The sequence below is a fragment of the Hyphomonas sp. genome (assembly GCF_041398385.1).
Taxonomy (GTDB): domain Bacteria; phylum Pseudomonadota; class Alphaproteobacteria; order Caulobacterales; family Hyphomonadaceae; genus Hyphomonas.
In genome coordinates this window covers 86165-104342 of sequence record NZ_JAWKUW010000002.1, presented here as the reverse complement: position 1 = coordinate 104342, position 18178 = coordinate 86165, and the positions used below count along the sequence as shown (strand labels likewise).

General features: G+C 63.3%; 22 protein-coding genes. 21 read left to right on the top strand and 1 reads right to left on the bottom strand.

Going from position 1 to position 18178, the window contains the following annotated elements; all coding sequences use genetic code 11:
- Positions 1 to 15 precede the first annotated feature (15 nt).
- Positions 16 to 474 carry a hypothetical protein gene (locus R3C13_RS05225; protein ID WP_371309757.1) on the top strand — a complete coding sequence of 153 codons (459 nt, stop codon included), beginning with the start codon at positions 16 to 18 and terminating at the stop codon, positions 472 to 474.
- On the top strand, positions 471 to 944 hold the full coding sequence (locus R3C13_RS05220) for a lactoylglutathione lyase (RefSeq protein WP_371309756.1): 474 nt from the start codon (positions 471 to 473) through the stop codon (positions 942 to 944). Before R3C13_RS05225 ends, R3C13_RS05220 begins: the two co-directional genes overlap by 4 nt.
- An 85-nt stretch (positions 945 to 1029) precedes the next feature.
- Here the strand turns inward: R3C13_RS05220 and R3C13_RS05215 are convergent, their stop codons facing one another.
- Complete coding sequence (locus tag R3C13_RS05215; RefSeq protein ID WP_371309755.1) at positions 1030 to 2508, bottom strand: alanine/glycine:cation symporter family protein; 1479 nt, start codon at positions 2506 to 2508, stop codon at positions 1030 to 1032.
- Positions 2509 to 2655: 147 nt separating this feature from the next.
- On the opposite strand from R3C13_RS05215, the gene miaB reads away from it, so the two are divergent.
- From miaB to truB, 19 genes are all read left to right on the top strand, one after another.
- Entirely contained in the window at positions 2656 to 4032 is a 1377-nt protein-coding gene (gene miaB / locus R3C13_RS05210) for a tRNA (N6-isopentenyl adenosine(37)-C2)-methylthiotransferase MiaB (protein WP_371309754.1), read from the top strand.
- Positions 4029 to 5024 (top strand): PhoH family protein, encoded by a 996-nt coding sequence (locus R3C13_RS05205; RefSeq protein WP_371309753.1) that lies wholly within the window; start codon positions 4029 to 4031, stop codon positions 5022 to 5024. Before miaB ends, R3C13_RS05205 begins: the two co-directional genes overlap by 4 nt.
- A complete protein-coding gene (ybeY, locus tag R3C13_RS05200; RefSeq protein WP_371309752.1) occupies positions 5021 to 5470 on the top strand; it encodes an rRNA maturation RNase YbeY in 450 nt (149 codons plus the stop codon). The genes R3C13_RS05205 and ybeY overlap by 4 nt, the downstream gene beginning before the upstream one ends.
- A 12-nt stretch (positions 5471 to 5482) precedes the next feature.
- Positions 5483 to 6349, top strand: coding sequence for a transporter associated domain-containing protein (locus R3C13_RS05195; RefSeq protein ID WP_371309751.1), 867 nt, complete (start codon positions 5483 to 5485; stop codon positions 6347 to 6349).
- Between the two features lie 6 nt (positions 6350 to 6355).
- Entirely contained in the window at positions 6356 to 7999 is a 1644-nt protein-coding gene (gene lnt / locus R3C13_RS05190) for an apolipoprotein N-acyltransferase (RefSeq protein ID WP_371309750.1), read from the top strand.
- A 41-nt stretch (positions 8000 to 8040) separates the two neighbouring features.
- Positions 8041 to 8463 (top strand): helix-turn-helix domain-containing protein, encoded by a 423-nt coding sequence (locus tag R3C13_RS05185; protein WP_371309749.1) that lies wholly within the window; start codon positions 8041 to 8043, stop codon positions 8461 to 8463.
- Between the two features lie 32 nt (positions 8464 to 8495).
- Complete coding sequence (gene trmB / locus R3C13_RS05180; RefSeq protein ID WP_371309748.1) at positions 8496 to 9185, top strand: tRNA (guanosine(46)-N7)-methyltransferase TrmB; 690 nt, start codon at positions 8496 to 8498, stop codon at positions 9183 to 9185.
- Between the two features lie 185 nt (positions 9186 to 9370).
- Positions 9371 to 9580 carry a cold-shock protein gene (locus tag R3C13_RS05175; RefSeq protein WP_371309747.1) on the top strand — a complete coding sequence of 70 codons (210 nt, stop codon included), beginning with the start codon at positions 9371 to 9373 and terminating at the stop codon, positions 9578 to 9580.
- Between the two features lie 137 nt (positions 9581 to 9717).
- Positions 9718 to 10317 (top strand): ribosome maturation factor RimP, encoded by a 600-nt coding sequence (rimP, locus tag R3C13_RS05170; protein WP_371309746.1) that lies wholly within the window; start codon positions 9718 to 9720, stop codon positions 10315 to 10317.
- On the top strand, positions 10314 to 10985 hold the full coding sequence (locus R3C13_RS05165) for a transcription termination/antitermination protein NusA (RefSeq protein WP_371309745.1): 672 nt from the start codon (positions 10314 to 10316) through the stop codon (positions 10983 to 10985). Before rimP ends, R3C13_RS05165 begins: the two co-directional genes overlap by 4 nt.
- Before the next feature lie 4 nt (positions 10986 to 10989).
- A complete protein-coding gene (locus tag R3C13_RS05160; protein WP_371309744.1) occupies positions 10990 to 11397 on the top strand; it encodes a KH domain-containing protein in 408 nt (135 codons plus the stop codon).
- A gap of 11 nt (positions 11398 to 11408) precedes the next feature.
- On the top strand, positions 11409 to 11531 hold the full coding sequence (locus R3C13_RS05155) for a hypothetical protein (RefSeq protein ID WP_371309743.1): 123 nt from the start codon (positions 11409 to 11411) through the stop codon (positions 11529 to 11531).
- A 104-nt stretch (positions 11532 to 11635) separates the two neighbouring features.
- Positions 11636 to 12070: a hypothetical protein gene (locus tag R3C13_RS05150; protein WP_371309742.1), complete on the top strand. Its 435-nt coding sequence runs from the start codon at positions 11636 to 11638 to the stop codon at positions 12068 to 12070.
- Positions 12045 to 12722: an RNA-binding protein gene (locus tag R3C13_RS05145; RefSeq protein WP_371309741.1), complete on the top strand. Its 678-nt coding sequence runs from the start codon at positions 12045 to 12047 to the stop codon at positions 12720 to 12722. The genes R3C13_RS05150 and R3C13_RS05145 overlap by 26 nt, the downstream gene beginning before the upstream one ends.
- 60 nt (positions 12723 to 12782) lie before the next feature.
- Positions 12783 to 15356 carry a translation initiation factor IF-2 gene (gene infB, locus R3C13_RS05140; RefSeq protein ID WP_371309740.1) on the top strand — a complete coding sequence of 858 codons (2574 nt, stop codon included), beginning with the start codon at positions 12783 to 12785 and terminating at the stop codon, positions 15354 to 15356.
- A 9-nt stretch (positions 15357 to 15365) separates the two neighbouring features.
- Positions 15366 to 15893 (top strand): hypothetical protein, encoded by a 528-nt coding sequence (locus R3C13_RS05135; RefSeq protein WP_371309739.1) that lies wholly within the window; start codon positions 15366 to 15368, stop codon positions 15891 to 15893.
- Entirely contained in the window at positions 15893 to 16297 is a 405-nt protein-coding gene (gene rbfA / locus R3C13_RS05130) for a 30S ribosome-binding factor RbfA (protein WP_371309738.1), read from the top strand. The genes R3C13_RS05135 and rbfA overlap by 1 nt, the downstream gene beginning before the upstream one ends.
- Before the next feature lie 101 nt (positions 16298 to 16398).
- The gene (locus tag R3C13_RS05125; RefSeq protein WP_371309737.1) at positions 16399 to 17121 is read left to right on the top strand and encodes a hypothetical protein; all 723 of its coding nucleotides are present in this window, start codon (positions 16399 to 16401) and stop codon (positions 17119 to 17121) included.
- Positions 17122 to 17235: 114 nt separating this feature from the next.
- Positions 17236 to 18171: a tRNA pseudouridine(55) synthase TruB gene (gene truB / locus R3C13_RS05120; RefSeq protein WP_371309736.1), complete on the top strand. Its 936-nt coding sequence runs from the start codon at positions 17236 to 17238 to the stop codon at positions 18169 to 18171.
- The last annotated feature ends 7 nt before the right edge of the window (positions 18172 to 18178 follow it).

Genomic DNA, 18178 nt, shown 5'->3' with positions numbered 1-18178 from the left:
CGGACGACCGCCCTGATGATCTTCTACATTCTCATTGTGCTTGCCCTGATTGCCTGGGGCGCGGCCCTTTCCTGGAAGTGGAAGTCAGTGCGTGATTTTTCCGGCGAGGTGCTGGCCGCGAAAAAGCGCGATGGCGAGTTACCGGAGTCGATCACCGAAGACATGTTCCGCGACCTTTATGTGCGCAGCGAGGGACCGCGGGGGCAGACCTATTTCTTTGCCTGTGCAGCCACCCTGTTCCTGCTGCTTGGCCCGTTCGTGGCGGCCTTCAATTCCGTCTGGAAGATGTTCTGGATGATGAGCGGCCAGTCCCCGGTGTTCGAGACGGGAACGCTGGTCCACACATTCATGGTGTTCCTGGCCTTCATGGGCGCGTGCATTGCGCTGCTCGCGGCGGCGATGCGGCGCTATTACGCCCTGACCCCGCCGAATCTCAAACAGGTCCTGCGGGATCTCAACGGAGCTGTGAAATGAGCATCGAATACCTGCACACGATGGTGCGTGTCGCCGACCTCGCCGCGTCGCTGAAATTCTATTGCGAAGGCCTCGGCCTTAAGGAACTCAGCCGCTATGAGAGCGAGGCGGGCCGGTTCACGCTGGTCTTCCTCGCGTCGCCTGACGATGTGGACCGGCTAGGCGGCGTCCCTGAGGGGCTTCGGCCGACCGAGATGCGAATACCGATGATTGAGCTGACCTATAACTGGGATCCGGAAGACTATCAGGGCGGGCGGAATTTCGGGCATCTCGCCTACTCGGTCGGCAACATCTACGAGGCAGTCGAGCGGCTGCAGGATCTGGGTGTCACGATAAATCGCCCGCCGCGCGACGGCCGCATGGCCTTCATCCGCTCGCCGGACGGCATTTCGGTGGAACTGCTGCAGAAGGGCGAGGCGCTCGCGCCGCAGGAGCCCTGGGCCTCAGCCGAGAACATTGGCAGCTGGTAAGCAGCCCCAAATTCCATCCTAAAAAAATGAAAAGCCCCGCCAGGCAATCACCGGCGGGGCTTTCTGTGTGTGAAGGGACCGGGTCTTACTCGCCGGGCGGCGCCTTCCGCTGGTCGATGATCGGATAATCCGGCTTCGGCGCGCCCGAACGGACGGCGTCGAAATGGGCCTTGGTCATCTTGAACACCAGCGGGCTGAGGAAGACCAGCGCGATCAGGTTCGGCGCGGCCATCATGCCGGTCAGCGTATCGGCCACAAGCCAGAACAGGTTGACGACATTCGCCACGCTTCCTTCCAGCATCAGGGCCGCAGCGCCGAGGAAGGTCACGACGATCCAGCTGATCCGGAAGGGCAGGATGGATTTCTCGCCGAACAGGTACTCGCAGCAGCGCTCGCCATAATAGCTCCACCCCAGAATGGTGGTGAAGCCGAATACGGTGAGGCCCAGTGCCACAATGTGCTGTCCGATGCCGGTGAGGCCTGCATCGAACGCGGCCACCGTCAGCGGCGCACCCGTATCACACCCGACCGGCTGGCCGCTCGCCAGGAAGGTGGCGGCAGTTTCGCTCGTCGGCAGGCATTGCGGCCCCAGCACGCCGGAGGTCAGGATCACCAGCGCGGTGACCGAGCAGACGAGCAGCGTGTCGATGATCGTGCCCAACATGGCGACAAGACCCTGATCCACCGGATCCTTGATCTTGGCGGCGGCGTGGGCAATCGGCGCGGAACCCTGGCCCGCCTCATTCGAGAAGATTCCACGTGCGACGCCCTTCTGCATGGCCAGCATGATCAGGCCGATGGATATGCCGGTTCCGGCGCTTTCCAGCCCGAAGGCGCTCTTGAAGATCAGGCCGAAAGCGGCCGGAACCGCATCGATATGCAACCCGATCACGATCAGGCCGCCCACCATATAGGAGATGGCCATGACTGGCACCAGCCGGCTGGCCACGCTGGCAATCCGCTTGATGCCGCCAAGGATCACGGCTGCGGCGGCGCCCGACAAGACAAAGGCAGAAACGAGCGGCGGGACATTGTAGGTCGCCTTGAGCGCATCCGCGATCGAGTTGGACTGGATAGAGGCTCCCGTTCCCCAGCCGGCAAGCACGCCGAAAGTCGCGAACAGGGCGCCGAGCCAGGCCCAGTTCTTACCCATGCCGTTGCGGATGTAGTACATCGGCCCGCCGACATGACGCCCGTCATGGTCGATCTCGCGGAACCGGACAGCGAGGACGCCTTCGGAATATTTTGTCGCTGTGCCGACAATGGCGGTGATCCACATCCAGAACACCGCGCCCGGTCCGCCGATGGCGATGGCGGCCGCCACGCCCGCAATATTACCGGTGCCGATAGTTGAGGACAGCGCTGTCATCAGCGCGCCGAACGGCGTCACATCGCCTTCGCCGGCCTGGTCGGGCGCCTTGAACAGCTGCTTGACCGCGAAGGGCAGCTTCATCACCGACAGCAATCTGAGGCCGATGGTGAGGTACAGACCTGTGCCCAGTAGCAGGACCAACATGGGTGGTCCCCAGACGAATTCGTTCACCGAGCGAATAAGATTTTCCATGAGCCTCCCCGGCTTCAGCAATTAATTTCTCGAGAGACTAGCCCCGTTTCCCCTCATGTGAAGCATTCATCGCAGGCGCAGCGCCTTGCAGTGCGCATGCTCATTCGGATGTGGCAGGGCGCCCTGTTTTCGGGCATAAGCCCGCGAATGACCGATATGTCCGCCTCCCGGCCGGCCAAACGGGTCTTCATCAAGACCTATGGCTGCCAGATGAACGTCTATGATTCCGAGCGTATGCACGATGTGCTGCGGCCCATCGGCTATGCCCCGGCGGAGAGTGCCGAAGAGGCTGATCTCGTCATCCTCAACACCTGCCACATCCGCGAAAAGGCCACCGAGAAGGTCTATTCCGAACTCGGCCAGCTGAAGCTGATGAAGCAGGAACGCGGCGGCAACCTGACCATCGCGGTTGCGGGATGCGTGGCGCAGGCCGAAGGGGCCGAGATCATGCGCCGCCAGCCAGCGGTGGATCTGGTGCTTGGCCCGCAGGCCTATCATAAGCTGCCGGAAATGATCGCGCGCGCCAGTCGCGCCGTTGGCGACCGGCTGGAAACCGAGTTCGAGACGCTGGAAAAGTTCGATGCCCTGCCAAAAACGCGCGAGGCCGATGGGCCGGCGGCGTTTCTGTCCATTCAGGAAGGTTGCGACAAGTTCTGCACGTTCTGCGTTGTGCCCTACACGCGCGGCGCGGAGCTTTCCCGTCCTGTGGACGACATCGTTCTGGAAGCGCGCAGCCTCGCCGCACAGGGCGTGCGTGAGATCACGCTGCTCGGCCAGAACGTCAATGCCTATCACGGCGCGGCCCCGGCGCTCAGCAATGAGGCCGACTGGACGCTTGGCCAGCTCGTCCGGCACATCGCGAAGATCGGCGGTGTCGACCGCATCCGCTACACGACCAGCCATCCGCGCGACATGGACGACGACCTGATCGCTGCCCATGGCGAGGTGCCGGAAATGATGCCCTTTCTGCATCTGCCCGTGCAGTCCGGCTCCGACCGGATCCTGAAAGCCATGAATCGCGGCCACACGGCGGACGCATATCGCGAAATCATCCGCAAGGTGCGCGCGGCGCGGCCGGACATCGCCATCGCGTCCGACTTCATTGTCGGCTTTCCCGGCGAGTCGGACGAGGATTTCGAAGCGACGATGCAGCTTGTCCGCGATGTGAATTTTGCCATCGCCTATTCGTTCAAATACTCCGCACGCCCAGGCACGCCTGCGGCCGATATGGCATTGCAGGTGCCGGAAGAGGTGAAGGATGCAAGGCTGCAAGCGCTGCAGGCTCTCCTGAGGGACCAGCAGGAGGCGTTCAACCGATCGAAGATCGGCGAGACTGTCTCTGTTCTCGTGACGGGCAAGGGCCGCAATCCGGGCCAGGCGCATGGCCGGTCGCCCTGGCTGCAGGCGGTGCATTTCGACGGCGATGCAAAGATGGCCGGGATGATCGTCGACGTCCGCGTTGTGGATGCGAGCCTCAATTCTCTGACCGGCGAACTCGTGAACGTGCATGAGGCGGCCCTGTGAGCGGAAAGCGCCGTCCGAACGTCTCGCCCGAAGCGCCCGTGAGCCGTTTCTACGAAGTCAGCAATTCCGAGCGCCTGCGCGACCTGTGCGGGCCGCATCATCGCTACCTGCACCGGCTGGAAGCGAAGCTGAAGGATTATGGCCTGCGTGCCGAAAGCCAGGGCGGCGGCATCCTCCTCGCCGGAACGGCGGAAGGCGTCTCGATTGCCGAGGCGGCTCTCGCTGAACTGGAACGCCGTATGCGGAGCGGTGCGGAGATTTCGGACCTCGACCTCGACGGAGCGATCGAGGCCGCGATGACGCCGCAACAGAGCTTTGGCGGCCTCAAGGGCCTGAAAAAGCCGATTGTGCCGCAGACCAAGGGCCAGGCGCGCTATATCGACCTGCTGGCAAATTCCGACAATTCGATGATTTTCGGCGTCGGCCCGGCGGGCACGGGAAAGACCTTCCTCGCGGTTGCGGCGGGCGTTGCCGAACTCATGGCCGGCGTGCGCCAGCGCCTGATCGTGACACGTCCTGCGGTGGAAGCCGGAGAGAAGCTCGGCTTCCTGCCCGGCACGCTGGAGGAGAAGGTTGATCCCTACATGCTGCCGATCTGGGATTCGCTTCGTGAGCTGATGGGGCAGGAGCAGATGGAGCGCCGCATGGCGCGGGGCGAGATCGAGGTGGCGCCGATCGCCTTCATGCGCGGCCGTACACTGAAGAATGCCTTTATCATCGTCGATGAAGCCCAGAATACGACCGTTGCGCAGATGAAAATGGTTCTGACGCGGCTCGGCCGGGACAGCCGCATGGTGATTACGGGTGACCCCGGCCAGGTAGACCTGCCAGGTCATCAGGCTTCGGGTCTGCGCCACGCGCTCGACATTCTCTCCGATGTTGACGGCATCAGCGTGCACCGGCTGACGGCCGCGGACGTCGTGCGCCATGGCCTCGTCAGCCGCATCATCGATGCCTATGAGGCCGCCGGCGAGGGCAATCCGCCGGCATGATCGAACTCGAATTGCTCATTGAAGATGCCGGCTGGGAAATCCTGCCCGGTCTGGAGGCGCTCTGCCAGCGTGCCTTCGCGGCGGGTGCGGGGGTCGAACAGGCCGAAGGCCTTGTCTCCCTTCTTCTCAGCGATGACGAAGAACTGCTCCATTTGAACGCCCGTTTCCGTGACAAGGACAAGACCACGGACGTTCTCTCTTTTCCGGCTCACGAGATGGACCGCCCCCTTCTCGGCGATATCGCCGTGGCCCTCGGTGTGGCGTCCCGGGATGCTGCGGCCCGTAACATCTCGCTGGAAGATCACCTCACGCATCTTCTCATTCACGGCTACCTCCACTTGCTGGGGCATGACCATGAAGTGCCGGAAGAGGCCGCAGAGATGGAGGCGCTGGAGATAAAGGCGCTTGCATCGCTTGGCATATCCAATCCATATGAAATTGACTGATTCACCGAGACGATGAGCGATCCAGACCCATCCCCGGCAGGTTCCACGCGGAGCCTGCGCCAGCTTCTGGGATTGCGCCGCAAGCGCGCGGCGCCCGTGATAGAAGTGTCCCCCGCAAATCCGGAGGAGCCTGCGGCCGATCCGCAGGCCATGCGCCTGCGGCTGCAGGAGTTCCAGGATCTCCGGGTCGAGGACGTCATGGTGCCCCGCGCCGAGATCAAGGCGGTCGAGGTGAACACGGAATTTCCCGATCTTCTCAAGGTCTTCGCGGAGTGCACGCACTCACGGCTGCCGGTGTTCCGCGAGTCGCTGGACGATCCGATCGGCTTTGTTCACATTAAGGACGTGGTCAGCGAACTCGCCAAGGGCGGGGAGCCGACAAAACGTCCCCTGGAGCGCCTGCACCGGGAGGTACTGTATGTGCCCCCTTCCATGAAGCTCGCCGATCTGCTCGTGAAGATGCAATCGACGCGCATCCATCTTGCCCTTGTGGTCGACGAATATGGCGGCACGGACGGTCTCGTCAGCCTGGAAGACCTGGTTGAGGAAATCGTCGGTGACATCGAAGACGAACACGACGATGAAGAGCCCATGTTCGTCCGCCGCAGCCAGAGGGTCTGGGAAGCCGATGCGCGGACGGAAATAAGTGATTTTGCCGAGGAGACGGGGATTGATCTCGAACTCGACGATGACGACGCAGAGTTCGACACACTGGGCGGGATCGCCTTCGCGCTGGCCGGCAAAGTGCCGCTGCGCGGGGAAGTCCTGCGCCACCCATCCGGCGTGGAAATCGAGATTCTCGATGCCGATGCGCGGCGCATCCGCCGCCTTCGCCTGCGCACCCCCGAAGCGGTCCCGGCAGCCCCGCCTCAGGAGTAGATTAACATGAGCACCGCTGTGCGAAGCCACGGGTTCACGGCGCTTGGGCCCCTTCACGAAGCCTTTGCCCGACTGACCGGTTGGGCCGCCGCCGGAACGGCGCTCCTGCTCGGGGCGTTTTCCGCCGTGGCGTTTGCGCCTTTCCATTTCAGCGCGGTGCTGGTGATCTCGTTCACCGGACTCATCTGGATGATCGATGGCGCGCGCGGCCATCGCCGCTGGGGGCGGGCGGTATTCCTGCGCACCTGGGCCTTCGGTGTCGGTTTCTTCCTCATCTCGATGCACTGGACGGCTGAGCCTTTCCTGGTCGAGCCGGAAAAGCATGCGATTTTCCTCTGGATGCCGCTGATCCTCCTGCCCGGCGGCATGGCGATCATCTGGGGCGCATTCGGTGCCATGGCGGGGGCGTTCTGGTCGTCTTCGCCGTCGCGGGTGTTCGTCTTTGCGTTCTTTTTTGCCCTCGCGGAGTTCGCCCGCGGCCACCTGTTCGGCGGCTTCCCATGGAACCTTCCGGGCACCACCTGGATCCCCGGCGGGGCCCTGTCGCAGGCGGCGTCGGTTGGCGGTGTCTACTGGCTGACGCTGCTGACTGTGTTCATCATGTCGGCGCCGGCAGCGCTCGTTGATACGCGCGATGCACGCGGCCTGATGCTCCGTCTCGCACCCGCGTTCGGGTCTGTCATCGTGCTCGCGCTCGGCTGGGCCTGGGGTGCGCAGAGGATTGCCGCGCCTTCGCCGCTGACCGAGCAGAACGTCGTCCTGATGGATTCCGGGGTTCCGCAGGACGAGAAATGGGAAATCGGGCCGGATCCGGTACTGATCGAATACCTGCGGATGATGTCCCGCAAGGACAGCCAGCCCGGCGACATCATGATCTGGCCGGAAGGCGCAGTGCCGACCGCTATGCTCAACGATATCAATGCGCTGGACGCGGTCGGATCCTATATCGGCCCGCGCAAGCTGATCGCCGGGACGGCGCGTTACCAGTTCGAGGAACAGAACGAGCGAATCTATTTCAATTCGCTGGTCGTGCTCGACGACAATGTCAGCCGGTCCGGCGCTGCGGCCCTGTACGACAAGTACCGCCTTGTGCCGTTCGGCGAACTGGCAGCGGCCGACTTCATTCCCTTCGGCCATTCGATTTCGAGCGTGCTGCCGAGTGCCATGCAGCAGATGGCGACCAATGGCTTCCGGCCTGGCACCGGCCCGGCCGTGATCTTTGCCGATGGCGTGCCGCCGTTCGTGGCGCTGATCTGCTATGAAGGCCTCTATCCGCAGATCACCCGGCAGGCGAACCTCGCGACACGGGCGGACTGGATCGTGCTGATCTCGAACGATGCCTGGTTCGGCGGTGGCATGGGCCCGGCGCAGCACTACGCCCAGAACCGCTACCGCGCGATTGAATCAGGCCTGCCGATGGTGCGCGTCGCCAGCCGCGGGGCGTCAGCCATCATCGACGGTTATGGCCGCGAACTCCTGCGCGCCGCGCCGGTCGAAGGCGCGCCGGCCGGCTGGGAAGAGGTGTATGGCCGCGGCCGGCTGCCCACTCCTGCCGCGATGACGGTGTATCAGAGCCGGGCAGGGGCTGTTCTCTATTGGGTTTCCCTTGCCATCTTCGCGGGACTCGCCTTGGCGACCTGGCGCCGCTAAGTCTAGCTGCGTGATCGTTTAGCAGAGCCTCACCGGGGAAAATGTCGGAAAACAAGCTTCCCAACGGAATAGACCGGGTCGTGGGCCAGCGGATCCGCTGGCGCCGGCGGGAGCTGGGCCTGACACAGGAACAGCTGGCGGAACTCCTGAACCTGACCTTCCAGCAGGTGCAGAAATACGAAAAGGGTGTGAACCGGGTCTCGGCTGGGCGCCTTTTCGAGATCGCTTCCGTCATGGGCGCGCCGATCAGTTATTTCTATGAGGGGGCAGAAGCGGAGCTTTCCGACGAACGCCTCCGCGCTGCCGAAGATAATGGGAGAGTCCAGGCACCGCTGCTCGACACGGATACGCTGAACCTGATCGCGGCGTTTCAGCGGATCGGGGACGAATCCCTGCGCAAATCGCTGCTGAACGCCGTGCGCGCAGCTGCGGAAGCCTTCGATCCGAAACAGGTCCAGGATTGATCCGGCCTGCCGCCTCGGGCATCTGGCCCGCCATGACAGACAAGGCTGCCCCCGTAGATCCCCGCCCCATCCGAACCTTCGGCCGCGTCGGCGGGCGCAGCCTGTCGGCCCGCCAGCAGGCGCTGGTCGAGGATCTCCTTCCGCGCCTCGCCGTGCCGGAAGGACTTTCAGACCCGAGGATGCTGTTTCCGGGCGCCCGTGAAGTCTGGCTGGAAATCGGCTTCGGCGGCGGGGAGCATCTGGTTGAGCAGGCGCGGCGGCACCCCGAGGTGGGTGTCATTGGCTGCGAGCCCTTTATCGAAGGCATGGCCAAGGCCCTGACCGGGATCGAGGCGAACGGGCTCACCAATGTCCGGCTGTTGATGGATGATGCCCGGCCCCTCGTCGCGGCCCTCGATGAGGGATGTCTCGACCGGGTTTTCATCCTGTTCCCGGATCCCTGGCGGAAGAAGCGCCAGCAGAAGCGCCGCCTGATCCAGCCGGACTTTCTGGCCTCGCTGTACCGGGCCTGCCGGAAAGGCGCCCGCGTGCGGTTCGCCACTGATGTGGCGAGCTATGCCGATGAGGCGCTTGGGTATTTTCTGGGCCATGGCGGCTTCGACTGGCAGGCAAAAAGTGCCGACGATTGGCGCCTGGCCCCGGCCGATCATGTGACGACACGCTATGAAACCAAGAAGCTCGGCGACTGTGCGCCGGTCTGGTTTAATTTCCTCGCACAGTGAAACCTGTGGATTTCCTTGCGGAAACTCGCGTCTCGCGGTAATTTGTCGCCATCGAACTCGGTCGGTCTGAATATCAATACCCCGCTGGACCGGCGGCCATGACTTTCTTCCTACCCGTTTCGATTAGTCTTTTGCCTCGATTTTGGGGTGGGAGACTTTGTGCAACGCAAATGGAATACAGAATTATGGCTACTGGCAAAGTAAAATGGTTCAACGACCAGAAGGGCTTCGGATTCATCAAGCCTGACGAAGGTGGTGCGGACGTGTTCGTCCACATTTCCGCTGTTGAACGCTCCGGACTGAAGACCCTGGCGGAAGACCAGGCGATCTCCTACGAGCTCTACAAGGACGAGCGCCGCAACAAGACCTCGGCGGTCGACCTCAAGATCCTCTGATCCGGTAAGGCCGCTACGGTCAAAGCCCCCTCGACAGGGGCGATTGATCTGACTATATAGCGGCCAAGTCGAAACATATCGGCGGCGGTTCCGGAAACGGGGCCGCCGTTTTTCTTTATCCGGATTTACCCTGCCGCATGATCGCCCTGACCGAACAGGAACGTCGCATTCTCAGCCTCGCCACGCCCGTGGCAGAGGGGCTGGGCATGGAGATCGTGCGCCTGCGCATCCAGGGCGGACGCCGGCCGCACCTGCAGATCATGGCTGAGAAGGCGGGGGGCGCGCAGACCGATGTCGAGGATTGCGCGCGCCTGTCGCGGGCGCTCGGCCCGACCTTCGACACCGCCGACCCGATCAAGGAAGCCTATACGCTTGAGGTCTCGACCCCCGGCATCGATCGGCCGCTGACGCGCCCCGGCGATTTCGGCCGCTGGGTCGGCCACCTCGCCAAGGTGGAGCTGGCGCGTCCGATTGACGGCCGCCGGCGCTTTACCGGTACGATTACCGGCGAGGACGAAGATGGTGCCCATATCGAACTGGAAGACGATGTCGAACTCGTCGCCCATGTTCATGAGATGAGCCGGGCGAGCCTAGTGCTGACGGACGAACTGATCGAGGCGGCCCGCGCCGCCGGCAATTTGCCGCCCCAGCCGGATGAAGATGACCTCGGCGATCTTGAGATCGACGAGAGTGAAGACGACACAGATACCAACGAAGAGACGGGAGACGTCACATGAGCGCTATCGGCGTTTCAGCCAACAGGCTCGAAATCCTGCAGATTGCCAAGGCCGTGGCCGAAGAGAAGTCGATCGACCAGTCGATCGTCATCGAGGCCATGCAGGAAGCGATCGAAAAGGCCGCGAAGGCGAAATACGGCCAGGAGCATGACATCCGCGCCAAGATCGATCCGGTGACGGGCGAGCAGACCCTGCTCCGCGTGCAGACGGTCGTGTCCGACGAGGAATTCGAGGACGAAGCCAAGCAGCTGCGCCTGACCGAAGCCAAGCGGATCGATCCCTCGCTGGAACTCGGCTCGGAACTGACCGAAGAACTTCCACCGTTCGACTTCGGCCGCGTTGCTGCCCAGACCGCCAAGCAGGTCATCATGCAGAAGGTGCGCGATGCCGAGCGTGAGCGTCAGTACAATGAATACAAGGACCGTGTCGGCGAAATCATCTCCGGCGTCGTCAAGCGCGTCGAATACGGCCACGTGATCGTCGACCTCGGCCGCGCCGAAGGCATCATCCGCCGCAATGACGGTATCCCGCGCGAGAATTTCCAGCCGAACGACCGCGTGCGCGCTTATCTCTACAAGGTCCGCGAGACCAAGGGCCCGCAAATCTTCCTGTCGCGCGCTGCACCGGACTTCATGGTCCGCCTGTTCGCCCAGGAAGTGCGGAAGTGAAGGCGTGATCGAGATCAAGGCCTGTGCCCGCGATCCGGGCTCGCGTGCCAAGATCGGCGTGATCTCCAATGACGAAAGCTCGATCGATCCGGTCGGCGCCTGGTATGCGCGGTGCGCGCGTGCAGGCCGTCGTCAGCGGAGGCTTTCGGGCGAGAAGATCGACATCATCCCGTGGAGCTATGACGACGCGACCTTCATCGTGAACGCGCTGCGTGACGAAGTGTCGAAAGTGGTGCTGGACGAAGACGAGCGCCGCGTCGAAGTCGTGGTTGCGGACGACCAGTTCCCGCTGGCCATCGGCCGTCGCGGCCAGAACGTGCGTCTCGCCTCGCAGCTGACCAGCTGGCAGATCGACCTGATCACCGGTCCGCCGATTCCGAGCGCTACCAGCGCGAATTCCAGAAACGGATAGCCGAGCTGTTCATGAAGGCGCTCGACGCCGACGAGACGCTGGCCCAGCTGCACAGCTCGGAAGGTTTCGAGACGGTCGAAGAGATCGCCTATGTGGCGCCGAGAAGACTTCATCACCATCGAGGGCTTCGATGAGGATGTGGCCGCCGAGCTGCAGGAACGCCCGTGAATAATTCCTCGATCGCCTGGCGGCCGAGAACGATGCCAAGCGCAAGGAGCTCGGCGTCGAGGATACAGTCATGGAACTTGAAGGCATGACCCCGTCCTTCGCGGTCCGCCTCGGCGAGGAAGGCGTCAAGTCGCTGGACGACGTCGCCGGTCTCGTGCCGGACGACATCACGGGCTGGCGCGAGCCGGGTCCGGACGGCAAGCCGGTCTGGGTCGAGGGCATCCTGAAGAAGGGTGAAATGCGCAAGGACGACGCCCAGATGTTCATCATGAAGGCGCGCGTTGCCGCCGGCTGGATCGAGGCGGACGCCATTGACCAGATGCTTGCGGCACAGAAGGAAGCCGAAACGCCTCAAGAGCTGACGGAAGAGGAGCGCGCCCTGCTCGCCCTCAACACGCTCGATGGCGGTGACGCGTCCGAACTGGATTTCGGCGATCTCGAGGATATCGACCTCGACGCCCTGGTAGCGGAGGGCGGCGATGACTCGGCCGCATCCGAAGACTAATGCCGCGCTAACCGGCACTGAAGGAAATACTGTGGACGGAGGCGAAGCTTCCGTCCGTCAGTGTGCCATGACGCGTGAGCGTCTCGGCAAGAACGCGCTTGTGCGGTTTGTGCTTTCGCCAGACGGCGTGGTGACGCCGGACGTGGCGGAGAAACTGCCCGGCCGCGGCGTCTGGGTAACGGCCGACCGGACCGTTCTGGAAGACGCTTTGAAGAAGAAGGCCTTTGCCCGGGCCTTCAAGCAGCCTGTTACGGTGCCTGACGACCTTTCCGAGACCGTGGAGCGCCTGCTGGTGCAGCGGTTCACCGGACTCCTCGGCATGGCCAAGAAGGCCGGCGATATCGTGCTGGGTTTCGACCAGGTGCGTGATGCCATGCAGAAACGGGCGCCCGGACTGCTGCTCGAGGCGGCGGATGGTGCAGAAGACGGCCGGACCAAGGTGTATTTTCTGGCGAAAGCCCTATATAGCGACGTGACCGTCGCCGGGGCCCTGACGTCTGCTGAATTGGGCATGGCTTTTGGACGCGACCGTGTGATACACGGGCTCGTCCGCAAGGGGCCTTTCGCTAAAGCACTGGGGGCCGCGTATGAGCGGCTTGCCGGATTTCGCGACAGGCCGGAACTGGACTGGTTCAAGGATCAGGATCGGTAGCGGAAAAACCGCCGGTCGCCCCCGTGGGCGTACCGGCCAGAACTGTGATATGTAGGACGAATGAGCGATACGAAAGACTCTGGTGGCAATTCGGGCGGGCGTAAGCCGCTCACTGTTTCCCGCAAGACATCGGGAACGGTGAATCAGCGCTTCAGCCATGGCCGGTCCAAACAGGTGGTTGTGGAGACCAAAAAGCGACGGACCGTTGGTCCTGGCGCTGGCGATGCCGCGCAACCTGCTGCAGGAGGCGCCGCCACGCCAAAAGCGGAAGTCTCGCTCGAAGCGAAGTTGAAGGCGATTGCCGCCCAGCGCGGGATCACCGTTGCAGAGCTGATCGCGCAGCAGAAGGCGCTGGCCGAGCGCAAGGCTCAGCAGGATGCGCGCGCAAAAGAAATCGAGCGCGACAAGGAAGCCCAGGACCGTCTGCGCACCGAACAGGAACGCAAGATCCAGGAGCAGAAGGAGCGCGAAGAGGCTGAAGCCCGCCGCAAGGCTGAGGAAGAAGCCCGCAAGGTGCAGGAAGTTGCTGCAAAAGAGCGTCCTGACCGGTCTCCGAAATCCCGTCCGAAGGCTGATTTTTCTGCCGCGCCTCCGGTTATCGATCCGGAAGCGGACGAGGCCGCCGGCCGCAGCAAGCGCGGCGGCGGTAAATCCCCCCGCGACGACCGCGCCGACCGATCGCGCGGAGAAGCGCCGGCGCGTGGCGGCGCGAGCCGGGACGGTGAACGCCGCCGCGGCAAGCTCACGATCGCATCTGCGCTCGGTGACGATGCTGACCGCCAGCGCTCGCTTGCCTCCGTCAAGCGGGCCCGCGAACGCGAGCGCGAGCGCCGCATGGGCGGAACCAGCGAGCGTGACAAGGTTTCGATCGAAGTCACCCTGCCGGAAACCATCACGCTGCAGGATCTTGCTGGCCGTATGAACGAGCGCGTCGCCGACGTCGTGAAGTTCATGATCAAGCAGGGCGAGATGCTGCGCGGAAACGACATCATCGATGCCGATACCGCCGAGCTGATCGCCGCCGAATTCGGCCACACGGTGAAGCGCGTCGCGGAATCCGACGTTGAAATCGGCCTTGAAGGGGTCGATGACCGTGAAGAAGAACTGTTGCCGCGTCCGCCGATCGTCACGATCATGGGCCATGTCGACCACGGCAAGACCTCGCTGCTCGACGCGTTGCGCAAGACCGATGTCGCCTCCGGTGAGGCGGGCGGCATTACGCAGCACATCGGTGCCTATCAGGTTCAGCTGAAATCAGGCGAGCGGATCACCTTCCTCGACACGCCGGGTCACGCGGCCTTCACGGCGATGCGTGCCCGCGGCGCCACGGCGACAGACATTGCGATCCTGGTCGTGGCGGCCGACGATTCGGTTATGCCGCAGACCATCGAATCCATCAATCACGCCAAGGCGGCCGGGGTTCCGATCATCGTGGCAGTGAACAAATGCGACCTGCACGATGCCAACCCGGACAAGGTGCTGACGGACCTTCTGCAGCATGACGTCCAGGTCGAGAGCATGGGCGGCGAAACCCAGGCTGTGCAAGTGTCGGCGAAGACCGGCCTCGGCCTCGACGAGCTGACCGATGCGATCTCAATCCAGGCCGAGGTGCTTGAACTGAGGGCCAACCCGAACCGCGATGCCGACGGCGTCGTGATCGAAAGCCAGCTCGACAAGGGCCGCGGCCCCGTGGCGACCATGCTGGTTAAGCGCGGCACGCTGAAGCGCGGCGACATCGTGGTGGCCGGCACCCAGTGGGGCAAGGTCCGCGCCCTGGTCGACGAGCGCGGCCAGCAGCTTCAGGATGCAGGTCCGTCACTGCCGGTCGAAGTGCTCGGCCTCGATGGCGCGCCCGATCCGGGCGAAGCCTTCGTTGTGGTCGATACCGAAGCGCGCGCCCGCGAAATCACGGATTACCGTATCCGGAGCAAGCGCCAGGTGGCCGGCAAGGCCGGGGCCGCGGCGCGCGCCTCGCTCGACCAGCTGCTCACCAAGCTCAAGGACGGCTCTGTTGAAACCTCCGAACTTCCGGTCGTCGTCAAGGGCGATGTCCAGGGTTCGGTCGAAGCCATCTCGCAATCGCTCGACAAGATCTCGACCGAGGAAGTGCGCGCACGGGTCATCCATGGCGCCGTCGGCGGTATTTCCGAGAGCGACGTGTTGCTGGCGAAATCGTCCGGCGCGCCGATCTTCGCGTTCAACGTCCGTGCCAACAAGCAGGCCCGTGACCTCGCCGAGAAGGAAGGCGTGGAGATCCGCTATTACTCGGTGATCTATGACCTGATCGACGACGTGAAAGCGACGCTGTCGGGCATGCTGGCGCCGGAGAAGCGCGAGACCTTCATCGGCTATGCCGAGATCCTCGAAGTCTTCAACATCACCAAGGTCGGCAAGGTTGCCGGCTGCCGCATCACAGAGGGCAAGGTTCTTCGCGGCTGTGGCGTGCGCCTCCTGCGAGACGATGTGGTGATCCACGAGGGCAAGCTGAAAACGCTGAAGCGCTTCAAGGATGAAGTGAACGAAGTTTCCTCCGGCATGGAATGCGGCATGGCGTTCGAGCGCTATGAGGACATCCGCCAGGGTGACAAGATCGAATGCTTCCAGGTTGAGGAAATCGCAAGAACCCTCGACTAAAGCTGCAGCATGGCTGACACTTTGGCGGTATCCGGTCTGCTGACCGAAAAGGACGTGAAGAAACTCACGCGTCTGGCGCGGGGCGGCACTGTTGGGCCGACTGCCGTCTACTATGCCGGCGTCACCGCGCCGATCATCTCGGCCAGCATGTCCGTCATGGTGAGGAATACGCTCGACCATGTCGGGGCCAGCGCTTACTGGCAGTGGTTCATCGCCTCGCTTGTGGCCGCATTTGCGGGGATTGCCTGGTACCTCATCTTCATCCGGTGGTCCTACCGCCACCGGCATGGGCGCGGAAACGAGACGTCGGAACCGACCCGGATCGCGCTGGAAGGCGACTTCCTCGTCGTCAATCGTGGCGGGGTCGAGATCCGGGCCAGCTGGAATGCGGTTTCAGACGTGTCGGTATCCCGTTCCCATGTTACGATCATGATCGACGGCGCCGACCCGCTGATCATCCCGGCCGCCTGGTTCGGAAACGACAAGACCGCACGCAAGGCTTTCATTGCGCGCCTGAACGAGAAGACGACCGCCTGATGGCCCGCAAGCCTGCCCCACCCGGAATGCCCTCCCAGCGCCAGCTGCGCGCGGGCGAACTTGTGCGCCATGCCTTGTCGGACATCCTGTCCCGCGAGGCGTTCCGCGATCCTGACCTTGAAAATGCGATGATTACAGTGGGCGAAGTGCGCTGCTCGCCCGACCTCAAACACGCTAACATCTTCGTGACGCCACTCGGCGACGACTCGGAAGAGGGACAGGCGAAACTGGCTGCGGCCCTGAACCGGGCAGCCGGGTTCCTGCGCACCCGTCTCGGCCGGGAGATCGACCTGCGCTACACGCCCGAACTGCACTTCATCGCCGACAAGTCGTATGACGAGGCGACCGCAATCGACCGCCTGCTGATGGATCCGCGGGTACGCCGGGATGTCGAAGGCCAGTAAGCCGCGTCGCCCAAGTGTTGACCGCTTGTAAGTTGACTTACTGTGGCCACATTGCCAGCCTTTCATGACGTGCCGGAAGGGCGTCAGAAGGGGCTTTCAGAATGGACCGCCAGACTCTCGACATGGAAGGCGCCCGTCAGGGCGAGATTTCCGCGGCGTCGCTGCAGATGGGCAATGACACGATTGCCATTCAGCGCATCGCCACCATGTCCGTGGAAGCAAACGAGTTTTTCCCCTGGGACACGCCGCGTAACCGCCAGACGCAGAGCCTGTATGCCACCCTGTTCGTCGGGTCGATGTTTTTCGCGCTGTGCGCCTTTGCGGCCTGGTGGTTGATGAATGGTCAGCAATCGGGCGTGATTTCCTTGTTCATTGGCGGGCTGCTGGTGCTGGCCGGCCTGTTCTTCGGCATGCGCGCCTCGGTGATCGCGATGAAGCTGAAGCAGAGGCAGAAATATTTTCGTCTCGTCATCGGCACATCGGACGGGCGCCAGATCCCGCTGGTCGACGACAATCGGGAGGTTCTGTGCAAGATCCGAGATGTCGTGCGCCACAAAATGGATACGGATAACCGCACGATTGTCGGCGATTTCGACCTCAATCTGGACATCGTGAACTTGAAGCCCGTCGGCGAAAGCAATGAACCGGCGCCTGCCAGCGCGCTGGAAGCCAACGCCGTGGCCGAACCGGCCCGGCCAGCCTCGAAGCAGGAAGCCCCGAAGCGGGAAGACCCGCTGCCGCGGATCGCCCGGGCCCGCGAGGACGAAATCGACCAGGATGCGCTGTTCGACAAGGCAGCCGAAGCGCTGAAATCCGCCTCCTGAAGCCTGAACCGGCCAGTTGACGCGTCAGCCGGGCCCGCTTATGCCGCGCGCTTCCTTTCCTGAAAACAGGGCAGGCCGGCGTTCGAACCGCTGAAGCCTGCCGCGGAGCAGACAGTGGCACGACAGCGCAAGCGCAAGGGCGATCCGGTCAATGGATGGCTGAACCTCATCAAACCGCTCGACATGACCTCGACCCAGGCGGTCGCGATCCTGAAGCGCCGCTACAATGCCGCCAAGGTCGGCCATGGCGGCACGCTTGATCCGCTGGCGGACGGTATCCTGCCGATCGCGTTCGGCGAGGCGACCAAGACGGTCCAGTGGGCCATGGATGCCGAAAAGGAGTATGTCTTCACCATCGAGTGGGGCACTTCCACCGACAGCCAGGATGCCGAAGGCGAAGTGACGGCCACCTCCGATGCGCGCCCGTCCCGGGATGCCGTTGTTGACGCGCTGAAAGCCTATGTCGGCACAATCGAGCAGGTTCCGCCGAAATACTCCGCCATCAAGGTGAATGGCGAGCGAGCCTATGACCTTGCCCGGGAAGGGGAGGAATTCGAACTGAAGCCGCGCGAAGTGGAGGTGCATTCCGCCGAAGTGATCGCCATGCCGGACCGGGATCACACGGTGATCCACGTCACATCCGGCAAGGGCTTTTACGTCCGCGCCATCGCCCGGGATCTTGCCTTCGACCTTGGTTGCGAAGGTCATATCAGCCAGCTGCAGCGCACCCGGGTCGGGGCGTTCGGTTCGGCCACGGCGGTGCCGCTGTCGCGGATTGAGGAGACCGAGGACAAGGCGGCCCTGATGGCGTTCCTTCAGCCGGTTCATGCCGTGCTGAGTGGCATCCCGCAGATCGAGATTGGCCGCGAGGATGCGAGCCAGGTGCGCCATGGCCAGGGCATCCTCCTGTTGCCGCATCTCGTTGAGCGCTGGCGGGCCGAGCGGGCGGGCGAGGACCGGTCTGCCCTCGTTATCTGCGACGGCGACGCGATTGCGCTGGGCGAAGTGCGGGCCGGGCGGTTCGAGCCGGCGCGCGTATTCGCCAGCTGAGCCGTTG